Source organism: Pseudomonas sp. MTM4 (assembly GCF_019355055.1).
GTDB lineage: Bacteria > Pseudomonadota > Gammaproteobacteria > Pseudomonadales > Pseudomonadaceae > Stutzerimonas.
On record NZ_CP048411.1, the window covers coordinates 461,035 to 483,767 of the forward strand.

The following is a 22,733-nucleotide window of genomic DNA, read 5'->3' on the forward strand; positions in this document are numbered from 1 at the left end:
AAGGCACGAGGAGTGAAGTTTGGTCGTTCCAAATAAGCGACGAGAAACGCCGCATCGCGCCAAAACAGGCCCGGCCCGAAGGGTTGCGCGGCAGATGGCGCCATGCGGCGTTGCGGGACTTGGCAAGGGAGCAACCATTACCTGCGTCCCGCGCCTGGCCTGGCGCCATTTGGCGCAGCAACGCGGCTCGCGACGAAACGTCAACAGACCCTCGGTGAGGTCGCAAAATCTTGAGTGAAACTAGCTACGGTTTGCAGGCATGGATAGACCGCTTGAACCAGTCCGAGTTACCGGCATTGGCGACGGTCGTGCAGGAGCTGCAGCGCCTTACGGGGCAGCAGCATGCCTCCGTGCAACAACTTGCCGACGTTCTGCTGCGCGACGCCGCGCTGACGGCCAAGGTGCTTCGGGTTGGTAATAGCAGCTATTACAACCCGTCACAGGAAACCATCAAGACCATTTCTCGCGCGATCGTCATGATCGGCTTCGATAACGTCCGTTCGATCAGTCTCTCAGTCAGTCTCATCGATGGGCTGATGGATCGCGCGCCGCGCCAGCAGCTGCAGGAACTGTTGGCACGGTCGTTTCACGCTGCGGTGCAGGCGCGCAATATTGCCGGTTACGTACTGGCGAAACATGAGGAAGAAGTGTTCATCGCGGCGTTGCTGCATGAGGTCGGCGAGCTTGCCTTCTGGGGGTGCGGTGGTGTGCAGGCCGATGAGCTCGCAGAGGCTCTGGCGGCCCGCGACACTGATCATGAGCAGGCGGTTGAAGACGTGCTCGGCACCAGTTTCCGCCAGTTGAATCTCGGCATGATCAAAAGCTGGAATATCGGAGAGCTCGCCAGCCTGGCTCATGGTTCAGCTAATTTGCGGGATCCAGCCGTGCATTCGATCAGCCTGGGGGTGCGCATCAGCGCGGCTGCGCTGGACGGATGGGGCAGTCCCGGAATGGAGGAGTTGGTCAGTGAGCTGGCCGAGTTTTGCGGCATATCCGAAGCGGATGCGATGCAGCAAATCTTTGCGAGCGCCGATGAAGCGGTCAAGATCGCGACGACCTTCGGCGCCAGTCGATTAAGCAAGCTGATCCCATCAACCGACCCCGAACAAGTGCGGCTGCAGCAGGCGCAGCGTAGAACGAGCCACTTGCAACCAAATCTGCTGTTGATGCAGCAGACCATGCAGGATCTCGGGATGATGGCGTCCGGCAAGGGCGACGTCGCGTTGATCCTCGATGCGTTACTCAAAGGTTTGCATGAGGGCGCCGGGTTGGAGCGCGTGATGCTGACTGTTCTTGCGGATCGACAAACGACGTTTCGTGCAAAATGCGTCGTTGGGGAACAGACGCAGCCTTGGCTCGAAACCTTCGTCCTGCCTATCGAGCTGTCGATCCAGACGCACATATTCAGTTACGTGCTTCGTCAACGTCAGCCGCTATGGATGGGCGTGCCGGCAAGCTACAAGCTCGATGAATTGGTCACATTGCCGCTTCGGCAGCAGTTGGGCAAGGGCATGTTCTTCATTGCACCGATCATGGCGGGTACGCGTGAAATCGGTGTGCTCTACGCGGATAGCCGGATTTCCGGCCGAGCGTTGAAACATGAGCAGTTCGTGGCTTTTCAACGATTCGCCCAACTGGCCGGACGCTGCCTCGAGGCGCTGAGCAGACGCGGCTGAAAAGGCGCGCCTGCCATGCCTTATTGAGATAGGTATAAGGTAAGGGTCTGCCCCGGTTTGAGCATCGCGCTATCCCTGGGATTCCAAATCTTCAGATTATTGATCTGAACGTTGAACCGCTTGGCGATTTCGTAGAGCGAATCACCTTTTTTGACTTTGTAATAAGTCGGTGCGGGTTTGGCGCGCTGATTGCTGCCGGCTGCCTGCAGAAATAGCGCCTGGCCCACCTTGATATTGCTTCCCGATAAGTTGTTCCAGCGCTGCAGGTCACCTACCGAGACGTTCTGCGTCTTGGCGATATCCCAGAGATTGTCGCCCTTGCGGACTCGGTAGCTGCGCGGAGCTGGCTGGCTTCTCGCAACGGCATGCAGCAGTTCTCGAGACTGCCCTATAGCAACCGATTGAGGAATGCTCAGCACTTGCCCGATTTGCAAGCGGTCACTTCGAAGACGGTTAATGTCCCGAATGATATTGACAGAGAGGCGATGCCTGTTGGCGATCGCTCCGAGCGTGTCGCCGGGGCGCACCTTGTACTGCTGCCAGTCGACCAAATCCTGTGGCTTCATCAATGCCAGGTTGGCCGAGAACATCTCGACCTTGTCACTCGGGACCAGGAGGTGCTGCGGCCCATCAAGTGTGATGCGGCGGGTAAATGCTGGATTCAACTGGTAGACCTCGTCTTCCTCCATGTCCGCCATTTCGGCGACTCTCGCGAGATCCATGCGTTGCTTGAGCGCGACGACTTCGAAGTAGGGTTCGTTGGCGATCGGGTTCAGATTGAGGCCGTATGCCTCGGGGCTTTGCACCATCTGCGAAAGCGCCAGCAGTTTAGGCACGTAATCGCGCGTTTCTTGGGGCAGAGGTAGATTCCAGTAGTCGGTCGGCAAGCCGAGTTTTTGGTTGCGCTCGATCGCTCGGCTGACGGTTCCTTCGCCTGCGTTGTAGGCAGCCAGGGCCAGCAGCCAGTCGTCGTTGAACAGGCCATGCAGATAGGTCAGGTAGCGCAACGCTGCGGCGGTGGAGGCGGTAATGTCGCGCCTGCCGTCATACCAGCTGGTTTGCTGCAGGTTGAAGTGCCTGCCAGTCGCGGGAATGAACTGCCATAGGCCCATGGCTTTGGCTGGAGAGTAAGCGAACGGGTTATAGGCGCTCTCGATTATCGGTAACAGTGCCAGCTCGAGCGGCATGTCGCGCTCTTCCAGCTGCTCGACGATGTAGTGGATGTAGGGACTGCCTCGCTCGCTGGCGATCTCGATGGAGTTCGTCCGGCTGGAGAACAGGAGGCGCTGCTGCTCGATACGCGGATTGCTGCCCAGATAATCTTGGAGCTTGAACCCATGTCTGATGCGATCCCAAACGTCGGAGTGCGTCGGTACGGCAGGCGCCTGGGTGAGCCACAGCGTTTCTTGTACCTGTGGCACCGCTCGCGTCTGGATATCGCTGCCGGTCGGCGCACGCGGCGCGGTGCTCTGGCAGCCCGTAATAGCGAGACAGATTGCTAGCGCCAGGGCCCGGCCGGAGGCTGCCAAGGCGTCCGGATGAGGGCTGTTCGAAGAGTCAGACGGCATTGGCTGAAGGGTTCCCTTGGCGCAAATTCGGGGGAGTGTAGGAATGCCGTTCCGGTGGGTCAACCCGACGAACCTGTTTTTGGGGAGTGGTCGACTCCGTCAGAAGCTATCTTTCCAAGCGCGCAGGGCTGCGAAAACGGCTTCTGCTGTGGCAAGTTCGCGCCCAGCGTGCTGGCTTGCCGCAGCGGCCACGGCTGGCTCGGCGCTACGCAGGAAGGGATTTGTGGCTTGCTCGGTGCGTAGATCGGAGGGGAGGGTGATGCGTTTCGCCTCACGCATCTGGGCGACTCGTTCGAGGCGCTCGGCAATCGCCGGATTGCCCGGCTCGACCGCTTGGGCAAAGCGCAAATTGCTCAAGGTGTATTCGTGCGTGCAATAAACGCGTGTTTGCGCCGGCAGCGCTGCCAACCGTCCTAGTGAGTTGAACATCTGGGCTGCCGTCCCCTCGAAAAGGCGGCCGCAGCCTGCGGCAAACAGGGTGTCGCCACTCAGCAGCCAAGGCTCCTGAGGGTTGTCATGATAGTAGGCGATATGGCCGCTGGTATGGCCGGGCACCTCGATGACGTCCAGATCGTGATCGAGGATGCAGATGCGTTGTCCGTCGACTAGGGCCTCGTCCCGGGCAGGAATATTCTCTGCGGCCGGGCCGTAGATCCTGGCTCCATGTCGGGTCTTGAGTTGCTGCACCCCGCCCACATGATCGTGGTGGTGATGGGTTATCAATATATCGGTCAAACGCCAGTCGGGATGCACGTCCAGCCACGTCTGAACGGGGGCGGCATCGCCTGGGTCCACCGCTACGCAGCGACGTTGCTCAGGATCCATGAGCAGCCATATGTAGTTGTCGATGAACGCGGGCAGTGCTTCGATTTTCAACATGGGACCGGTCGCCAAGTCATTAGCAAAGGCGCATCCTAGCAGTCGAACTGGAAAGTTGAACCGACCGGTAGCATTTATCGGTTCGGCCGAACCGATGAACGGAGGCTAACCATGAGTGAGTCTTGTACCAAGTCGGATGACCGCTGGCTGTCACTGATGAACGATGCCAGCGCCTGGTTCGACAGCCCGTCGGGTCGTCAATTGCTGACGCAGGAGCAGCAGGCGATCGATCAACAGCTATCGCGTTGTTTTGGCAGTTATCTGGTGCACTACGGCCCTTTTGCAAGCGCTCCGATCGAGTCGCAAAAAATCAAGCGCAGTGTCCGGCTGGGGCCGCCGCTTCCTGGAGTTGAGATCGTTTGCGAAGAGCAATCTTGGCCGATCGGTGAACATGCCGCTGATGTGGTCGTGGTTCAGCATGGCCTCGATTTCAGTCTGTCACCGCATGCCTTGCTGCGCGAAGCAGCTCGTAGCGTTCGGCCGGGCGGCCATCTGGTGATCGTCGGGGTCAATCCGTGGAGTACCTGGGGGGCGGCGCGCCTGCTGTCACGCAAGACCTTTCGCCAAGCTCGCTGCATCCGCCCCACACGCGTCGGCGATTGGCTGAACCTGCTCGGGTTTGCACTGGAGAAACGCAGGTTCGGATGCTATTGTCCGCCGCTTTCTTCGAGCGCCTGGCAGACGCGATTATCCGCGCTGGAAGTCGTCGGCCAACGGCTGCAAATGCCTACTGGCGGTTTCTACCTGCTGGTGGCGCGAAAGCTGATGGTGGGGCTGCGTCCTCTGCGGCAGAGCCGTCGGGAGCGCATGGGTCAGCTGTTACCAATGCCGGTGGCGAAAGTCAGCCGCCGCGATGCCGAACAGTAAGGTCGAACATCCTTCATGAATGAAGACGTAGTCGAGATATACACCGATGGCGCCTGCAAGGGTAATCCGGGGCCGGGTGGCTGGGGCGCGCTGCTTATCTATAAAGGTGTAGAGCGTGAGCTTTGGGGTGGTGAAGCGGAAACCACCAACAACCGTATGGAGTTGATGGCGGCGATTCGCGCATTGGAAGAGCTGAAAAGGTCATGCCCGGTGCGGTTGGTGACCGACTCCCAATATGTCATGCAGGGTATCAACGATTGGATGCCCAACTGGAAGAAGCGCGGCTGGAAGACAGCTACCAAGCAGCCGGTAAAAAATGCTGATCTATGGCGATTGCTAGATGAGCAGGTCAATCGTCATCAGGTGAGCTGGCAGTGGGTGCGCGGGCATACCGGCCACCCAGGTAACGAGCGCGCCGATCTTCTGGCCAATCGCGGCGTAGTACAGGCCAAACGACAAACCGCTTGAGTGAGTTGAAATATGCGTAGCGTAGTGCTGGATACCGAAACCACTGGCATGCCGGTGACCGACGGCCACCGGATCATCGAGATCGGCTGTGTCGAAGTCATCGGTCGCCGCCTTACCGGTCGGCATTATCACGTGTATCTGCAGCCGGATCGTGAAGTGGACGAGGGCGCAATCGCGGTCCACGGCATCACCAATGAATTCCTGACCGATAAACCACGGTTCAAGGATGTCGCCGATGAGTTCTTCGAATTCATCAAGGGCGCCCAGCTGATCATTCACAACGCAGCGTTCGACGTCGGCTTCATCAACAACGAGTTCGCTCTGCTCGGACAGCAGGATCGCTCCGAGCTGAGCGATCACTGCAGCATTCTCGACACCCTGCTAATGGCCCGTGAGCGTCATCCAGGGCAGCGCAACAGCCTCGACGCGCTGTGCAAGCGTTACGGGGTAGACAACTCCGGTCGTGATCTGCACGGCGCATTGCTCGATGCGGAAATCCTCGCCGACGTCTTCCTGACGATGACGGGCGGGCAGACCAATCTGTCCCTGGCCGGGGACGGCGCCGATTCTGAAAACGGCGGCCGCCAACAGGCGACGCCGATTCGGCGTCTGCCTGCCGATAGAGCTGGAACCTTGGTTATTCGCGCCAGCGCCGAAGAAGTCGCTGCACATGCGGCGCGCATGCAGGCGATTGAAAAAGCGTCGGGAGCAGCACCGCTCTGGGTTCAGCTGGAACAACCCGCCGACATCGAGGCGGAAGCCCTGCCTGCTTGAATCTTTAGCGCTGAGGTAGCGCTTTGCCGCGTCAGCCTGGCGCAATCGCATTTCACGCTTGGTGCTTGGGGGCGGACCTTCTACGCTGAAGGGGAACGCTCTCAGGAAGCACTCATGTACAAAGATCTGAAATTTCCCATCCTTATCGTTCATCGCGACATCAAGGCTGATACCGTCGCCGGCGAGCGGGTTCGCGAAATCGCGACTGAGCTCGAGCGCGACGGCTTTCATATTCTTCCTACCGCAAGCGCTGCTGAAGGCCGTATCGTCGCTTCGACGCATCATGGCCTGGCCTGCATTCTGGTTGCTGCCGAAGGCGCAGGTGAGAACCAGCGACTGCTACAGGACGTCGTAGGGTTGATCCGTGTCGCCAGGCGTCGTGCTCCACAGCTTCCTATATTTGCGCTGGGCGAGCAGATCACCATCGAGAACGCTCCGGCCGAAGCGATGGCCGATCTGAATGAGCTGCGTGGGCTGCTTTATCTCTTCGAGGATACGGTTCCTTTTCTGGCGCGGCAGGTGGCACGAGCTACACGCGCCTATCTGGAGGGCCTGCTGCCCCCGTTTTTCCGCGCGCTGGTTCAGCATACGGGCGACTCGAATTATTCGTGGCACACACCGGGCCATGGCGGCGGGGTTGCTTTTCGCAAGAGCCCGGTCGGCCAGGCGTTTCACCAGTTCTTCGGCGAAAACACGCTGCGCTCCGATCTGTCGGTGTCGGTGCCCGAGCTCGGTTCGCTGCTTGATCACACCGGTCCGCTGGCGGCGGCCGAGGCGCGTGCGGCGCGCAATTTTGGCGCCGATCATACTTTTTTCGTCATCAACGGCACGTCGACCGCCAACAAGATCGTGTGGCACTCGATGGTGGCGCGCGACGACCTGGTATTGGTGGACCGTAACTGCCATAAGTCGATACTGCACTCGATCATCATGACCGGCGCGATTCCGCTCTATCTGGTGCCTTCACGCAACGAGCTCGGCATCATCGGCCCCATTCCGCTCGAAGAGTTTTCTCCGGCCTCGATTCAAGCCAAGATCGATGCCAACCCGCTGACCCGCGGGCGTGCGCCGAGGGTGAAGCTGGCAGTCGTGACCAACTCCACCTACGACGGCCTTTGCTACAACGCCAACCTGATCAAGCGAACCCTCGGCAACAGTGTCGATGTGCTGCATTTCGACGAGGCCTGGTACGCCTATGCCGCGTTTCACGAGTTTTATGACGGCCGCTATGGAATGGACACGCGCGAGCAGGGGCCCCTGGTGTTCACCACCCACTCGACGCACAAGGTATTGGCGGCGTTCAGCCAGGCTTCGATGATCCATGTGCTCGATAGCGAGCAGCGGCAGCTGGATCGTGATCGCTTCAATGAAGCCTTCATGATGCATATCTCGACATCGCCGCAGTACGGCATTCTCGCATCGCTCGATGTGGCTTCGGCCATGATGGAAGGCCCCGCCGGCCGCTCGCTGATTCAGGAGACCTTCGACGAGGCGCTGAGCTTTCGGCGCGCGCTGGCCAATCTTCGACAGCATCTGCCTGAGGGCGACTGGTGGTTCAGTATCTGGCAGCCCACGGCAGCGGACGGAGCCGACGAGCTGGTCACGGCGGACTGGTTGCTGGAGCCTGAAGCGGACTGGCATGGTTTCGGCGACGTCGCGAATGACTACGTGCTGCTCGATCCGATCAAGGTCACGTTGGTCACCCCCGGGCTTACCGCCGGTGGCAAGCTGGGCGAGAGCGGCATTCCTGCAGCAGTCGTCAGCAAATTTCTCTGGGAGCGCGGCCTAGTGGTGGAAAAGACCGGTCTCTACTCGATCCTGGTCCTCTTTTCTATGGGGATCACCAAGGGCAAGTGGAGCACCTTGCTGACCGAGTTGTTGGAGTTCAAGCGTCACTACGACAGCAACGTACCACTGTGCGATGCACTGCCCTCCGTAGTGCAGGCCGGCGGCAGCCAGTATGTCGGCATGGGGCTGCGAGACCTCTGCGAATCGTTGCATGACTGCTATCGGGAGAATGCGACCGCCAGAGCCATGCGGCGGATGTATACGGCGCTGCCGGCGTTGGCGATGAAACCGGCTGATGCCTATGACAAGCTTGTCCGTGGCGAGGTGGAGGCGGTGCCCATCGAAGCGCTGGAGGGCCGTATCGCCGCTGTGATGCTGGTGCCTTATCCGCCTGGGATTCCGCTGATCATGCCAGGCGAGCGGTTCACTGCTGAGACGCGCTCGATACTCGACTACCTCCAATTCGCACAACGTTTCGCCGCGCGCTTTCCGGGCTTTGATGCCGATGTCCACGGGCTGCAGCTCGAGGATCACCCGGACGGCATGCGCTATACGGTCGATTGCATCCTGGAAGGATGATTGGTCGCCTTGGCGATATCGCCGAATGTCAAAGCCGATGATGCGCAAGGCCGTGGGCTGGGTCACAACCTCCCGCATCGACTTTCACTCGGCTGTTGTTATAGTTGTTCGGCTGAGAGCAGTCCCTGGGGAGGGACTGTCCCACTGTTTCAGGCACTGAGGTGCCTCGGCTGTCGAGGATGATAGCGTGACTGAATACCAAGCCTTCCGTGTGGAGTTGAAGGACAAAGTCGCTCATGTAGCGATCAACCGGCCGGACAAGCTCAACGCCATGAACGCTGCGTTCTGGAGCGAAATCGTCGAGATCTTCCAATGGATTGACGATACGGATGAGGTTCGGGTGGTGGTGTTGTCCGGTGAGGGCAAACATTTTTCGGCCGGTATCGATCTACAGCTGCTGGCACAGGCCGCCATGCAGATGGGCACGGATATCGGGCGCAACGCAGAAAGCCTGCGCCGCCAGATACTCAAGCTTCAGGCCTCGTTCAATGCAGTGGATAACTGCCGAAAGCCGGTTATCGCAGCCATTCAGGGTTATTGCATCGGCGGTGCAATAGATCTCATTGCCGCATGCGATATGCGTCACAGCACGCTCGATGCGCGATTTTCCATCAAGGAAATCGACATGGGCATGGCAGCGGATGTCGGCACGCTGCAGCGTCTGCCACGAATCATTGGCGATGGAATGATGCGCGAACTCGCCTATACCGGGCGAAGCGTGGATGGACAGGAAGCGCAGGCCATTGGTTTGGTCAATCGGGCGTATGCCGACCAACCTGCCCTCATGGCTGCCGTATTCGCACTCGCGGCTGAGATCGCCGCGAAGTCGCCGGTCGCCATTCGCGGCACCAAACAAATGATCCGTTATATGCGTGATCACCGTGTCGACGATGGCCTCGAGTACATCGCTACCTGGAATGCGGCAATGCTTCAGTCGGCCGATCTCAAAGTAGCCATGGCCGCTCATATGAGTAAACAGAAACCGGATTTTGCCGACTGATGAACCATCTAAACGTTGCGCGGGAGGCGCGCTAGGCATGGTTACCGGAGCTACTTCACTCAGCCTGGTTCGCGATGAGTTGTTCGCTACCATGGAGGAGGCCGAGCAGAGCCTCGAGCATTTCATCATCGACCGTAATAACGGCAGCCTGCTGCAACAGGCTGTCGAAAATCTTAAACAGGTTCGCGGGACCCTTAAGCTCATCGAGTTGACGGGAGCCGAGCTGCTCGCACAGGAAATGCTTCAGCTGGCGACCGATATTCCGGTTGGGGCAGGCGGGGAGCGGGATACGCAGTTGGCGGCGCTGAGCAACGCGCTGTACGTGCTGGAGCGCTACCTGGAAAGCGTCGACGCGACTCGTCAGGAAATGCCTGAACTGTTACTCCCGGCGATCAATGCGTTGCGCCTTGCCAGCGAGCAGTCACCGTTGCCCGAAAGCTTTTTCTTCAGCGCTCGGCTAGACCATGCCCGGCCTGCGGTGGTTGCAGCGGTGCGGGAGCCTGCTGTGCGAGCGACCGAAGCTCGGCGTTTGCGCCAGATGTATCAAGTCGGTCTGCTTGGCTTCATTCGCGAAGACAACGCTGCGGCGAGCCTCAAGCTTATGGCACGTGCACTTTGCCGCTTGGATCTGCTGTTCGCCAGCACGCCTGCAGGGCGATTGTGTTGGCTCGGTAGTGCAGCTGTGGAGGCCCAGCTGGATGGTCAGCTGCTCCCGCGTCAATCGCGCAAACAGTTGTTCTCCAGGCTCGACCGTGAGCTTCGACAGCTCAGCAGCAATGCTACCTACGAGCCGCCGCGTGTTCTGCTCAAAGAGCTGCTGTATCTGGTTGCACTGGCAGAAAGTAACGGACCCATGGCTACCCAGGTCCGGGAAATCTTTTCTCTTGGCCCGCTCCCCTTTACCGATCACCTTCTCGAGGATGAGTCCCAGCGTCTTGCCGGCCCCGGTCAGGCGGTGATGCGCTCGTTGTCATCGGCGATTCGCGAGGAACTGGCAAGCCTCAAGGATCTGCTCGACCTCATCGAAAGACAGACGGCTCCGGCCGAATCCTATGCCACTCTGCATAGCCTGCTGGGCAAGCTGGCGAAGACCCTGGGAATGGTCGGTCTGTCTTCGGCATCAAGCACCTTGCATGCACAGCTCGCGGCAGTATCGAGCTGGAGCGCCGGGGAGGCACCTGATTCGCCGGCTTTGCTCAAATTGGCCGATGCGGTGCTATATGTAGAAAGTATGGTTGCAAGCCTGGAGCGCGGCGAGCGTCGTGATACGCGCCCGCAAATTGCACAGCCAGGTCATGAAGCCGAAGCGTTCGCCAATCATCAGCTCACCGAAGCTTGCATCGTTGTCATCGGAGAAGCGACCGCAGGCCTGGCATTGGCCAAGCGCGCGATTACTGCCTATCTGGAATCTAACGGAGAGAAGCTGCATCTGGCTAACGTCCCCTTCAGTCTGATGGCGGTTCGTGGCGGGCTGCACTTCTTGGAGCAGAGTCGCGCCGCCGAGCTGATCGGTGCATGCGCTGACTTCATTCAGAAACAGATGCTCGAAGGTGTGCAAATGCCATCGGAGCAAACCCTCGAGACCCTGGCTGATGCGCTGACTAGCCTTGAGTACTACCTCGACGGCGGAGCGATATTGCGGCGCGACGATTCACGTGCCAGCGTGCTGGACCTCGCGACCGAGAGCGTCAGGGCGTTGGGTCTTCCGGTGGCGGCCTGATGAGCTTGCGCTGGCAGCCGGAATTGCTTGACCCTGCGGGCGAAGGCGGGTGGGCGGTCGTACATTGCCAGCAAGGCTTTCTTTTCGACGCCAATGGCGTGCTGTTTCCGAGAGGCTGGCTCAAGCGCCTCGAATTACCGCTGCTCAGCGAGCAGGGCTTGGGCTATTTCGACGGCGACCAGGTGTTTTTGCTGGAATTGGCGCATCCGGTCGAGGTGCCCGGTGCGGCCTGGCAGAGCCTGCGGCAACTCATGATGCAGGATGACGATACCGACAGGTTCCGCATGCTGGGCTTCGCGGCACAGATCGGCACTTGGGCCAATCATCATCGCTTCTGCGGCAGTTGCGGCAACCCGATGCGTCAGCATCCGACCGAGCGGGCGATGCAATGTGAGACCTGCAGTATTCATCATTACCCGCGCATTTCCCCGAGCATGATCGTTCTTGTCACCCGCGGCGACGAACTGCTGCTGGCCCGCTCACCTCGGTTCGCACCGGGTGTCTACAGTACGCTGGCTGGCTTCGTTGAACCGGGCGAATCGGTCGAGCAATGTGTTCGACGCGAAGTGCATGAAGAGGTGGGAGTTTCGATCCACGAGCCTCGGTACATTTGCAGCCAGGGCTGGCCGTTCCCGCACGCGCTCATGCTGGGGTTCCATGCCGACTACGCATCGGGTGAAATCGTGATGCAGCCTGAAGAGATCGAAGATGCCGGATGGTTTTCCATCCACGATTTGCCCGCGCTTCCGGCCCCCAAATCCATCGCACGTTACCTGATCGAGCTGTATCTGGCGCAACGGCTAGGCCGTCCCGAACCAATGCTGCCAGGCTAACCGCAGGCTCAGCACCAGTACGACCGAAATGAAGATCGGCCGGATGAACCTTGATCCGCCCTGGATCGCCGTGCGTGCGCCAAGGTAGGCGCCCCCCATCAAGGCGATACCCATTCCGATCCCCAGCGCCCAAGCGACCTGGCCGCTGATGATGAACACGGCGAGCGCGACCCCGTTACTGACGAAGTTCATGCTGCGTGCCACGCCACTAGCCTTGAGCAGGTCGAGCGGGTAAAGAAGCATATTGCTGACGGTCCAGAATGCCCCAGTACCGGGGCCGGCTATGCCATCGTAGAAGCCCAGTGTCAGACCCTGTGGCCACTGGCGGCGCTTGCCTATCGGCGCAGCGTCGGCTCGCGGCGTGGTCGGAACACGACCAAAAAGCAGATACAGTCCGCAGCCGAAAACCACCAAGGGCAGCAGTTGATTAAGCCAGTCAGCCGGGATCAGATGTGCAAGTCCAGCACCCAGCGCTGCTCCGATGGCGGTGGCCACGAGCGCGAATCGCCATTGCGTCGGATCGAACAGCTTGCGGCGATAAAAGGTGTAGCTCGCCATGGCCGAGCCGAATGTTGCGGACAGCTTGTTGGTGCCAAGAACCAGATGTGGCGGCAGGCCGGCGGTTAGCAATGCGGGTAGCGTCAATAGCCCACCCCCACCGGCAATCGCATCGATGAAACCCGCTAGAAAGGCTACGGCCATGAGGGCGGCTAGCACCAGCGGGTCCGCAGCGAATTCAAGCATCGGTATGGGCTCTCGTGAGCGAATAGAAGAACACAGGCGATGCATGATGCCGTTTGCATCGTGATAAGCCAATGGCATGTCGTTCAACACGGCTTCCTTGCTGTTCACCAAGAGAAAGGCAGCAGAATGTCGACTCGTTGCCACTGTTCCGATCTGTCGCTGGATGCACGATATGGGGCTGCGGATAATGCCCCGTCAGGTTTGTAGGGAAGGCGGGTCATGCAGTATCTGGGGCTGGCAGTGGTTGTCGCGCTAGTTGCGTTCATCATTGCACTGATAGCGGTACGCATGCTGTTTGGCGGAAATTGGCTGCTTGGCTGGTTGCGTGGCACCTTCGGCATGCTGGTCCTCGCGCTTGCTGGGCTGATCGGCCTGACTGCCTGGGACGTCAAAACCTATCAGCCTCTCGCCCAGGGCAAGCCGCTGGCTTCGCTGTCATTTCAGGCCGATGGTCAACAGCGCTATCAAGTCAGGGTCGAGGAAAATGAGCATATCCGCTTTGTCACGCTGGAAGGCGATCTCTGGCAACTCGATTTGCGGGCGCTTCACTGGAAGGGGTTGGCGGCATTGATTGGTTTGAAGCCCGGCTACCGCCTTGAGAAGCTTTCGGGGCGTTACCTGGCCGTCGAGCAACAGAATCAGGCTCATCATCCGTACGTCGAACTCGGACACAGCTGGGGCGGGGTGGATTTCTGGAGCTGGTTGCACCGTTGTCGCTGCGCACCCCTGATGCTTGATGCGCAGCTCCGGCGTCTCAGCTATCTGCCGATCGCCGATGGGGCTGCCTACACGCTGGAAATGGCTCCCACCGGCTTGCGCGCGACGCCAGCGAATGTTGCTGCCGAGCAGGCAATGAAGAACTGGTGAAAAGGGTTTGAAAATGAAAGGGAACCCGAAGGTTCCCTTTTTTCGTTTCCAGATCGATCAGGCGAGATAACCGCCGTCCACATTGAGCGACAGGCCGGTGGTGTAGCTCGATGCATCGCTGGCCAGATACAGGACGGGGCCGGCCATTTCGCTGGGGTCGGCGACGCGGTGCAGCGGGATATGACGCAGCGCTTCTTCGCGGATCGAGTCGTTCTTGACCAGTGCCGAAGCGAACTTGGTGTCAGTCAGACCCGGTAGCAACGCGTTGCAGCGAATGCCCTGCGGGGCGCATTCCTTGGCGAACGCCTTGGTCATGTTGATGACCGCAGCCTTGGTGACCGAATAGATCCCCTGGAAATTGCCTGGTGTCACACCGTTGATGGACGCAACGTTAATGATGCTGCCGCCGCCATGCTCGCGCATCAATTTGCCGGCCTCGACGGACATGAAGAAGTAACCACGAATGTTCACGTCAACGGTCTTCTGGAATGCCGAGACGTCAGTGTCGAGAATGTGGCAGAACTGAGGATTGGTCGCTGCGTTGTTGACCAGAATGTCCAGTCGGCCGAATTGTTCCCGAATCTGAGCGAAGACGGCCTGGATCTGCTCCAGCTCACCAATGTGGCAGGCCACCGGCGTCGCCTTGCCACCCGCGGCAACGATTGCATCCGCGACAGCCTGACAACCTTCGATCTTGCGGCTGGAAACAATGACGTGGGCACCTTGCTGAGCCAGGAGCTTGGCAATCGCCTCGCCAATACCTCGGCTGGCACCCGAGACGAACGCGATCTTGCCGTCCAGATCGAACAGAGTTGTTTTGCTCATGGAAACATTCCTCATGGTGAGCTGTGTTACAGCTTCGATTTGTTAATGACCTGCAGGCTCACATGCTCGAGCAGGGCGTTCATCTGAACGAACCTCGAGAACCGCTTGTCTTGCGTCTGGCCGTGGAAATAGCGGTAGTAGATCTGTTGCACGATAGCGGCGAGGCGGAACAGGCCGTAGGTGTAGTAGTAGTCGAAGTTGTCGATGCGAATGCCAGCACGCTCGGCGTAGTAATCGACGAATTGCTGGCGCGTCAGCATGCCCGGCGCGTTGCTGGGTTGCTTACGGATCAGCTGCATGGGAGGTGGGTCCGTCGCTTCGATCCAATAAGCGAGCGTGTTACCCAGATCCATCAGTGGATCACCAAGGGTCGTCATTTCCCAGTCCAAGACGCCGATGATCTCCATTGGGTTATCTGGGCTGAGAATCACATTATCGAATCGGTAGTCGTTGTGAACGATTGCCGGCTTGTGGTGATCCGCAGGCATCTTGTCACGCAGCCAGGCCTTTACCGGCTCCCAGGCGGGTGCGTCAGGCGTTATCGCCCGCTCGTAGCGATCAATCCAGCCGTTGATCTGGCGTTGCACGTAACCTTCGGGTTTGCCCAGGTCGCCCAGGCCGCAGGTGTTGTAATCGACGTTGTGGAGCTCGACGAACTTGTCGACGAAGCTTTTGCACAGCGCGGTTGTTTGGTCTGGGGTGAAGCCCAGCTCGGCGGGAATATCCTCTCGCAAGATGATGCCCTTGACGCGCTCCATGACATAGAACTCGGCACCTATAAGCGTCTCGTCAGTACAGTACGCATAGGCTTTGGGGCAGTAGGGAAAACCAGCGTTCAGTTGGTTGAGAATTCGGTATTCACGGCCCATGTCGTGCGCTGACTTGGCCTTGTGACCAAACGGAGGGCGACGTAGCACGAACTCCTGCCTCGGATATTCCAGCAGATAAGTCAGGTTGGACGCGCCCCCTGGAAACTGCGTGATATTCGGCGTGCCTTCCAGACCAGAAATCTGACCTTTCAGGTATTGGTCGATGACTTCGGTAGGCAGCTCTTCACCGTCTCGTATGCGGCTGGTCTGATCTGTTAATGCCATGCTTGTCCCTTTTTATAATCGATGCCGATGAGCAGGTCATTGGCAGGCGCGCATTCGATACCCTCTGACCATCCGGCGTTCGTAATCTAATGTGCGGTACAGGCATCACCAAGCAAAGTGCGTCGTTATTGGCCGGGGTGTTGCCGCGTAATCAAACTGCCTAATGCATGATCGTCAGTAAAAAGCGCATAAAAAAGCCGAAGTCATACGACTTCGGCTTTTTTACGCAACGGCTGATCAGGCCGGGAACAGTTCGCTCAGCTTCAGAGCAAGCATCATGTCGCCCTCGGCGCGCAGCTTGCCGGCCATGAATGCCTGCATGCCGTCGGTTTCGCCGCTGATGACGCCCTGCATGGTTTCGCTATCCATGATTAGCGTAACGTTGGCGTCGGCAGACTCACCTTTGTGGAAGTCGCAAGTGCCGTCTTTGACGACGAGGTAGTAGTTCTCTGCATCGGTGATATTGAACTGGAAAACCAGATCCAGGCCGGCCGCAGCGCTGGGGTTGAACTTGGCCTTCATGCCCTGAATGGTTTCGTCGACGTTGCTCATCGGATATGTCCCTTTGTTGTCGTGGAATAAACATGCAGCCTCGGGCTGCAGGCGGCTGGAGCTTATCGGTAGGTGACGAGCTCCGGATTTTTCATCAGATCCAGATGTACATGACTATTGAACGTCGCCAGCGCGACATCACGATCACGAAATCTGAGTCGACTGAGTGAGGTGTTGACGATCTGCCAGTTCAATTCGAACGCCTTGATGGGCGGCACACCGATAACCAATTGAAGCAGCGCCGTGATGGTGCCGCCAGACGTGAATACGGCGATATGATCCTTTTTGTCTGCCTGAGCGAGTAGCCGGTTCAGTCCGTCCTGAACGCGGTCGATGAAACACTGCCAGCTCTCCAAGTCGTCCTTTTCATGTTCGCCAGACACCCAGCGCTGAATGACGTACTGAAACAGGCGTTGAAATTCGGTCCGGTGATCGGCTGCGTTGGTAAGGATTTGCATAGCGTTGGGTTCGAAGGCCAGCAGATCGGCCATATGGGCACGAATCACTTCGTCGGCATGAAATTCGTTGAAGGCCGAATCTATTTCCAGCAGCGGCAACGGCCTATCTTGGCAAGAACTCAAGCGCTGAAGCGTCGCCTTCGCCGTGTCCTGCTGGCGCTCCAACTCTCCGCTCAAGCAGCGGTCGAAGCGAATATCCAGTTGGTTGAAATAATTGCCCAACGCAGCTGATTGCTGAAAGCCGAGCGGGGAGAGCACATCGTAGTTGTCCGCGCCAAACGACGCCTGACCATGCCTGATCAGGTAGATACTACCCATGCTCCGCTCCAGATCCCCTGTTTTCGCGAGGGTAGGGGGATCGTTCTGGAGTGTCAACGATAAATCATACGTTTGTTTGAATTGAGCTCTGCTGGCTCAGATACACGAGTACTCGGTATGCTTGGCCGGTTTGTGCCACGCCGCGTCTCTGCTGGCGACCGTTAAATCCTAGGAGGATCTGTGGACTTTCTTGCTGACTATGCAAGCTTTCTGGCGAAGACCGTAACCTTGGTGGTCGCTGTGCTGGTGGTGCTTATCGCGCTTGCCTCGTTGCGGCGTGGGCGGTCCCGGCATTCGGGCGGCCACCTCGAAGTCCACAAATTGAATGACTTTTACAAATCGATGCGTGAGCGCCTCGAGCAATCGTTGGTCAACAAGGATCAGCTCAAGCTGCAGCGCAAGCGTGAGGCCAAAGCCGCCAAGCTGGCAAAGAAAAACCCGGAGAGCCGTCCGCGGGTGTTCGTGCTCGATTTCGATGGAGATATCAAGGCGTCGGCGGTCGACAACCTTCGTCATGAAATTACCGCACTGCTGACCCTCGCTACGCCACAGGATGAGGTCGTTCTACGTCTGGAAAGCGGCGGCGGCATGGTTCACGGTTATGGGCTCGCTGCCTCGCAGCTGGTTCGCATCCGTGATGCGGGCGTTCCGCTGACGGTGTGCGTCGACAAGGTCGCTGCAAGCGGCGGGTACATGATGGCGTGCATCGGCCAGAAAATTCTCAGCGCACCTTTTGCAATCCTTGGCTCCATCGGTGTTGTCGCCCAGTTGCCCAACGTGTATCGGCTACTGAAGAAGCACGATGTCGATGTCGAGGTGCTGACCGCCGGCGAATACAAGCGGACTCTGACGATTTTTGGCGAAAACACCGAGAAAGGGCGGGAGAAGTTCCAGGACGATTTGGAAACGACACACGAACTGTTCAAAAATTTTGTCGCGCGGTATCGCCAGCAAGTATCGATCGATGATGTCGCCACTGGCGAGGTCTGGCTCGGTATCGCGGCCCTCGGCAAGCGGTTGGTTGACGAGTTGAAGACCAGCGATGAATACCTGGCTGCCCGGGCTCGCGAAGCGGACTTGTTCCAACTGCATTACGCGGAGAAGAAGAGCCTTCCCGAGCGATTCGGCATGGCCGCCAGCGCTACCCTTGAGCACGGCCTGCTAAAGGGCTGGACACGACTCAATGGACAACGATTCTGGCAATGAGGAGTAACTGATGAGTAGCTTCAAGGCACTGCAAACCAGCGAAAGCGCAGAGGGTCGTTTCGAAACGCGCCTCATCGAGCGGGAGGTTAGCGAACTGCCCGCTGGCGAGGTGCTGATTCGCGTCAGCTACTCATCGCTGAACTACAAAGATGCCCTGTCCGCCAGCGGCAATCGCGGCGTTACTCGTAATTACCCGCATACGCCAGGCATCGACGCAGCAGGCATCGTTGTCGAGTCGAGTATCTCGGGCTACTCCGAAGGCGACGAGGTGATCGTTACCGGTTATGACCTGGGAATGAACACAGCAGGCGGCTTCGGCCAGTTCATTCGGGTGCCGGCGACGTGGGTGATCAAGCGTCCGTCCGGACTCTCCTTACGTGAAGCGATGGCCCTCGGAACCGCAGGCCTGACCGCTGCGCTTTGCGTGGACAAGCTTGAGCGGGCGGGCCTCTTGCCGGGCGACGCGCCAGTTCTGGTGACTGGAGCGACCGGCGGCGTTGGCAGTATCGCGGTCGCATTGCTGTCCCGGCTCGGCTACAACGTGGCCGCCGTGACGGGCAAAGTCGAACAGACGCAGTTTCTGACCAGCCTTGGCGCCACTCAGGTGATCGAGCGTAGCGCGCTGCAATCCGGCACGGAAAGACCGATGCTCAAGGAGCAGTGGGCGGGCGCTGTCGATACCGTGGGTGGCGACATTCTGTTCAACGTCATCAAGTCCCTGCAGCGCGGTGCCAGTGTCGCTTGCTGCGGCCTGACCGCTGGGACTAATTTCCAGGCCAATGTACTGCCGTTCATCCTTCGCGGCGTGAATCTGCTTGGCGTCGACTCGGTCGAGATTCCAAGAAGCACGAAGGCTTCGATGTGGGACAAGTTGTCGACCCAATGGAAGCTACCGAACCTGAATGAACTGGTGCAGGAAATGTCCCTGGAAGAACTGCCACAGGCGATCGAGCGAATGCTGGCGGGCCAACAAACAGGACGAATGCTGGTGCGGCTCGACTGAACACGCTATTGGCTGTATAGCCAGAACCGATTTCGTTGCGGCAGTCGTTTGCGAGAAGCTAGCGTCACTTCAACGCAACGGGAATTGGTCATGAAAGCATTGGCAGAAAAAATCATGGAAACGTTCGGCAGGAAGCAGCCAGCCAAAATCGCCCAAATCGAGCATCCCAACTTCTGGATGTATCAATAAAAAAAACCCGCCGAACGGCGGGTTTTTTGTACAGCTAAATCAGCCCTGTCGGCGACGGAACAGTGGCAGCGGCTCATCCACGGCGGACTGGTACGTCACCGAGAAATCCTTCAGACCTTCTAGTGCATCGTAGGGGTCGCGATCGGCGCGTACGGCATAGGCGTCGAAACCACAGCGGCGCATGAGAAACAGCTGATCGCGCAGCACGTCGCCAATGGCACGAATTTCCCCTTTGTAGCCGTAGCGTTCACGTAACAGGCGCGCACTGGAGAAATGACGACCGTCAGTAAACACTGGGAAATTCAGCGCCACGACCTGGAAGTGTTCGAGATCGTCGACGATGTCCTCGATGGCTTCGTCGGCCTCCAGCCAGATGCCCAAGCCGCCATCACGCACCTTGAGGGCATGGGCGTGATCGGTCCAGAGCCGCATCGGCACTATTACATCGTCGCTGTTCGGCAAGTCCGCCAGGGCAACGTCACTGGGCAGCAGATGCCAGGTCTCGTCGACGACCTGATCGTGTTTAATGATTCGCTGCATAGACGCGCTCCTTGAAAGGATCGATGCCGATGCGGCGGAAGGTGTCGAGAAACTGTTCATCTTCGTTACGTTGCTCCACGTAGACGGCAATGATTTTTTCGATGACGTCGGGCATCGCGTCCTGGGCGAAGGACGGGCCGAGGATCTGGCCAAGGGTGGTATCGCGACCCGAGCTGCCGCCAACCGAAACCTGGTAGAACTCGGCACCCTTCTTGTCGACGCCAAGGATGCCGATGTGACCGACATGATGGTGGCCGCAGGCGTTCATGCAGCCGGATATGTTCAGGTCCAGATCGCCAATGTCAAACAGATAGTCAAGGTCATCGAAGCGACGCTGGATGGCGTCGGCAATCGGGAGCGACTTGGCATTGGCCAGCGAACAGAAGTCACCGCCTGGGCAGCAAATGATGTCGGTGAGCAAGCCGATGTTCGGCGTGGCGACGCCCAATTCACGCAGCTCGTGCCACAGTTCGAACAGACGCGATTGTTCGACGTCGGCGAGGATCATGTTCTGTTCGTGCGAGTTGCGTACTTCGCCGAAGCTGTAGCGGTCGGCGAGATCGGCGATCATGTCCAGCTGCTTGTCAGTGACGTCGCCGGGCGCAACGCCGGTGCTCTTCAGCGACAGCGTGACCGCCGCGTAACCGGGTTTCTTATGCGCCACCACGTTGCGCTCGCGCCAGCGGGCAAAGCCGGTGTGCTCGGCGTCTAGCTGGCGGAGGGCATCGTCCTGATCATCCAGGGTCTTGTATGGAGGATCGACGAAATACTGGCTGACCCGATGGACTTCGTCATCGTTCAAGGTGCTGGGGCCGTCCTTGAGATGTTCCCACTCAGCATCGACACGTTCAGCGAAGACCGCCGGCGTCAGAGCCTTGACCAGGATCTTGATGCGCGCCTTGAACTTGTTGTCACGACGGCCATAGCGGTTGTACACACGCAGGATGGCTTCGAGATAGGTCAGCAGGTGTTTCCAGGGCAGGAATTCATTGATGAAGCTGCCAACGATGGGGGTACGCCCCAATCCACCACCAACAGCGACGCGGAAGCCCAGTTCGCCTTCGGCATTCTTCACCGCTTCAAGTCCGATATCGTGCACGCCGATCGCCGCGCGATCGCTTACCGCACCGTTGATCGCGATCTTGAACTTACGAGGCAGGCGAACGAACTCTGGGTGGAAGGTCGACCATTGGCGGATGATTTCGCACCACGGACGCGGGTCGACCAGCTCGTCTTTGGCGACGCCGGCGAACTGGTCGGTGGTGGTGTTGCGGATGCAGTTGCCGCTGGTCTGGATTGCGTGCATCTGCACCGTCGAGAGTTCGGCGAGAATTTCCGGAACATCCTCGAGATCTGGCCAGTTCAATTGCACATTGGTACGGGTACTGATGTGGGCATAACCCTTGTCGTACTTGCGCGTGATTTCGGCCAGTTTGCGAATCTGTGTCGAGGAGAGCAGGCCATAGGGCACGGCAATGCGGAGCATCGGTGCGTAGCGCTGGATATACAGGCCATTCTGCAGGCGCAGCGGCAGGAATTCAGGGTCGGTCAGTTCACCGGCGAGGTAACGGCGGGTCTGTTCGCGGAACTGGTTGACGCGTTCTTTTACGATCTGCTGATCGTATTGGTCGTAAACGTACATAAGAGTCCTGTTCAGGCTGTCTACAGCTTGTCGCGCGCACGGCCGCGCACCCATCAGGGAGGCAGCAAGATACCAGCTAGCGTTTATACGCAAAAGTGATGTTTGGGAATATGTTTAGAACGAAACGCTGCTTTTTGAGCATTTAAACCGCTTGCCTTGAGCGCCTCGCTTGTGTGGTCTTAACTGCAAGCAGACGAGCTCTCAACAACAAGGGGAAACAGCTATGTCGGAGCCTTCCAATCAGCGTGGCAATGACAGTAGAGCAGACGCTGCCGCCATTTTCGTTCTGATTCTTCTGGCGGTAGCGACGGCGATTTTCTGGGTCAGCCATCAGTAAACGGCAGTGCCGATTTACAGCCCTACGAGATAGAGCACTAGCTTGACTACGCCGAGAATCACCAAGACGAAGACTACGGTAAAACCCAGGCCCAACAGGATGAAGTGACTCGGCTTGCCGTGACTGAAGTCGCGAGCGCGATTCTTGCCGCTTTGCACCCCCAGTGCGCCGGCCAGAATGCTTTGCAGCATTTGCCGCAGGGTTAGAGATTTGCGCTCTTGTTCGTCGCTCATAGACACCTCGAAGCTATCGCCTGTCAGAAGTCTAGTCAGTATTCAGCGATGCGGGACGGCACAGGCAATCCCATGGTTCGGGCCTGGGTTCAGTGGCCTTTGAACCAGTCCCAAAGGCCAAGGGAATGATTCGGCAGCAGGTTGATGCCGAGTGCCGACTTGAGCAAGTACAGCACGACCAATCCCACCAGTACGGAAAAGAACAGGAACAAGGTTATCGCGATGGCTTTGGTCACCAACGACAGGTTGCGCTGTCCCCGCGTCAGCCCGCGCTTGTTATGCCCTCCGACCAGGACGAAATAATACTGGTTGTTCCAAATACGGAAGGTGCCGCGTAGATCGATTTTGTGACGTGCCCATGAGCGTGTGGCGAAGGCACTACGAAGTCCTAACAGTTGCTGTTCGGTGAAGCTCTCGCGAAGCGCTTCGGGTAGGCGCTGCTTTAGGCCAATGATGAACGGGTCATGCTTGAGCGCAGCAGCGTTTTCAGTGGCTGGGTATAGGGCGGAGCTGTCGTTGTCAGAGTCGGAAGGAATCATAGCGTCAGGTTGCCGTCAGTACAGGGATTAGGCG

22 protein-coding genes are annotated in these 22,733 nt (G+C 58.5%); 11 read left to right on the forward strand and 11 right to left on the reverse strand.

What is annotated here, in order from left to right; all coding sequences use genetic code 11:
- The first annotated feature begins 230 nt into the window (after positions 1-230).
- Positions 231-1,676 carry an HDOD domain-containing protein gene (locus GYM54_RS02145; protein ID WP_231752136.1) on the forward strand — a complete coding sequence of 482 codons (1,446 nt, stop codon included), beginning with the start codon at positions 231-233 and terminating at the stop codon, positions 1,674-1,676.
- Between the two features lie 20 nt (positions 1,677-1,696).
- Here the strand turns inward: GYM54_RS02145 and GYM54_RS02150 are convergent, their stop codons facing one another.
- The gene (locus tag GYM54_RS02150; RefSeq protein ID WP_181103774.1) at positions 1,697-3,244 is read right to left on the reverse strand and encodes a LysM peptidoglycan-binding domain-containing protein; all 1,548 of its coding nucleotides are present in this window, start codon (positions 3,242-3,244) and stop codon (positions 1,697-1,699) included.
- A 99-nt stretch (positions 3,245-3,343) separates the two neighbouring features.
- A complete protein-coding gene (gene gloB / locus GYM54_RS02155; RefSeq protein ID WP_197444738.1) occupies positions 3,344-4,123 on the reverse strand; it encodes a hydroxyacylglutathione hydrolase in 780 nt (259 codons plus the stop codon).
- 111 nt (positions 4,124-4,234) lie between these two features.
- On the opposite strand from gloB, the gene GYM54_RS02160 reads away from it, so the two are divergent.
- From GYM54_RS02160 to nudC, 7 genes are all read left to right on the forward strand, one after another.
- Positions 4,235-4,990: a class I SAM-dependent methyltransferase gene (locus GYM54_RS02160; protein ID WP_197444739.1), complete on the forward strand. Its 756-nt coding sequence runs from the start codon at positions 4,235-4,237 to the stop codon at positions 4,988-4,990.
- Positions 4,991-5,005: 15 nt separating this feature from the next.
- Positions 5,006-5,458, forward strand: a complete 453-nt coding sequence (gene rnhA / locus GYM54_RS02165; protein ID WP_131648651.1) for a ribonuclease HI — start codon at positions 5,006-5,008, stop codon at positions 5,456-5,458.
- A 12-nt stretch (positions 5,459-5,470) separates the two neighbouring features.
- Complete coding sequence (dnaQ, locus tag GYM54_RS02170) at positions 5,471-6,232, forward strand: DNA polymerase III subunit epsilon (protein WP_197444740.1); 762 nt, start codon at positions 5,471-5,473, stop codon at positions 6,230-6,232.
- A 114-nt stretch (positions 6,233-6,346) separates the two neighbouring features.
- Positions 6,347-8,599 carry an arginine/lysine/ornithine decarboxylase gene (locus GYM54_RS02175; protein WP_197444741.1) on the forward strand — a complete coding sequence of 751 codons (2,253 nt, stop codon included), beginning with the start codon at positions 6,347-6,349 and terminating at the stop codon, positions 8,597-8,599.
- 187 nt (positions 8,600-8,786) lie between these two features.
- Complete coding sequence (locus tag GYM54_RS02180) at positions 8,787-9,599, forward strand: crotonase/enoyl-CoA hydratase family protein (RefSeq protein WP_197444742.1); 813 nt, start codon at positions 8,787-8,789, stop codon at positions 9,597-9,599.
- Positions 9,600-9,636: 37 nt separating this feature from the next.
- Positions 9,637-11,319, forward strand: a complete 1,683-nt coding sequence (locus GYM54_RS02185) for a ferrous iron transporter B (RefSeq protein WP_181103755.1) — start codon at positions 9,637-9,639, stop codon at positions 11,317-11,319.
- Entirely contained in the window at positions 11,319-12,152 is an 834-nt protein-coding gene (nudC, locus tag GYM54_RS02190) for an NAD(+) diphosphatase (protein WP_181103741.1), read from the forward strand. The genes GYM54_RS02185 and nudC overlap by 1 nt, the downstream gene beginning before the upstream one ends.
- Here nudC and GYM54_RS02195 read toward each other — a convergent pair.
- Positions 12,120-12,896, reverse strand: coding sequence for a TSUP family transporter (locus GYM54_RS02195; RefSeq protein ID WP_131648657.1), 777 nt, complete (start codon positions 12,894-12,896; stop codon positions 12,120-12,122). The genes nudC and GYM54_RS02195 overlap by 33 nt on opposite strands.
- A gap of 219 nt (positions 12,897-13,115) precedes the next feature.
- On the opposite strand from GYM54_RS02195, the gene GYM54_RS02200 reads away from it, so the two are divergent.
- Entirely contained in the window at positions 13,116-13,763 is a 648-nt protein-coding gene (locus tag GYM54_RS02200; protein ID WP_197444743.1) for a hypothetical protein, read from the forward strand.
- A gap of 57 nt (positions 13,764-13,820) precedes the next feature.
- On the opposite strand, the gene GYM54_RS02205 is transcribed toward GYM54_RS02200, so the two are convergent.
- From GYM54_RS02205 to GYM54_RS02220, 4 genes are all read right to left on the reverse strand, one after another.
- Positions 13,821-14,588, reverse strand: a complete 768-nt coding sequence (locus GYM54_RS02205) for an SDR family oxidoreductase (RefSeq protein ID WP_181103735.1) — start codon at positions 14,586-14,588, stop codon at positions 13,821-13,823.
- 26 nt (positions 14,589-14,614) lie between these two features.
- Entirely contained in the window at positions 14,615-15,682 is a 1,068-nt protein-coding gene (locus GYM54_RS02210; protein WP_131648660.1) for a phosphotransferase family protein, read from the reverse strand.
- A gap of 237 nt (positions 15,683-15,919) precedes the next feature.
- Positions 15,920-16,234: an SCP2 sterol-binding domain-containing protein gene (locus GYM54_RS02215; protein ID WP_045427587.1), complete on the reverse strand. Its 315-nt coding sequence runs from the start codon at positions 16,232-16,234 to the stop codon at positions 15,920-15,922.
- Between the two features lie 62 nt (positions 16,235-16,296).
- A complete protein-coding gene (locus tag GYM54_RS02220; protein ID WP_181103732.1) occupies positions 16,297-17,010 on the reverse strand; it encodes a histidine phosphatase family protein in 714 nt (237 codons plus the stop codon).
- Positions 17,011-17,190: 180 nt separating this feature from the next.
- On the opposite strand from GYM54_RS02220, the gene sohB reads away from it, so the two are divergent.
- Together sohB and GYM54_RS02230 are read left to right on the forward strand one after the other, a co-directional pair.
- Positions 17,191-18,216, forward strand: a complete 1,026-nt coding sequence (gene sohB, locus GYM54_RS02225; RefSeq protein WP_181103729.1) for a protease SohB — start codon at positions 17,191-17,193, stop codon at positions 18,214-18,216.
- Positions 18,217-18,226: 10 nt separating this feature from the next.
- On the forward strand, positions 18,227-19,219 hold the full coding sequence (locus GYM54_RS02230) for a YhdH/YhfP family quinone oxidoreductase (protein WP_181103726.1): 993 nt from the start codon (positions 18,227-18,229) through the stop codon (positions 19,217-19,219).
- A 228-nt stretch (positions 19,220-19,447) separates the two neighbouring features.
- Here GYM54_RS02230 and GYM54_RS02235 read toward each other — a convergent pair whose 3' ends face one another.
- From GYM54_RS02235 to GYM54_RS02250, 4 genes are all read right to left on the reverse strand, one after another.
- Positions 19,448-19,948, reverse strand: coding sequence for a DUF934 domain-containing protein (locus GYM54_RS02235; RefSeq protein WP_181103724.1), 501 nt, complete (start codon positions 19,946-19,948; stop codon positions 19,448-19,450).
- The gene (locus GYM54_RS02240) at positions 19,932-21,590 is read right to left on the reverse strand and encodes a nitrite/sulfite reductase (RefSeq protein ID WP_181103722.1); all 1,659 of its coding nucleotides are present in this window, start codon (positions 21,588-21,590) and stop codon (positions 19,932-19,934) included. Before GYM54_RS02240 ends, GYM54_RS02235 begins: the two co-directional genes overlap by 17 nt.
- Positions 21,591-21,941: 351 nt before the next feature.
- Entirely contained in the window at positions 21,942-22,160 is a 219-nt protein-coding gene (locus GYM54_RS02245; protein WP_131648666.1) for a DUF2970 domain-containing protein, read from the reverse strand.
- An 89-nt stretch (positions 22,161-22,249) separates the two neighbouring features.
- Positions 22,250-22,699, reverse strand: a complete 450-nt coding sequence (locus tag GYM54_RS02250; protein WP_181103720.1) for a 3-phosphoshikimate 1-carboxyvinyltransferase — start codon at positions 22,697-22,699, stop codon at positions 22,250-22,252.
- Between the last annotated feature and the right edge of the window lie 34 nt (positions 22,700-22,733).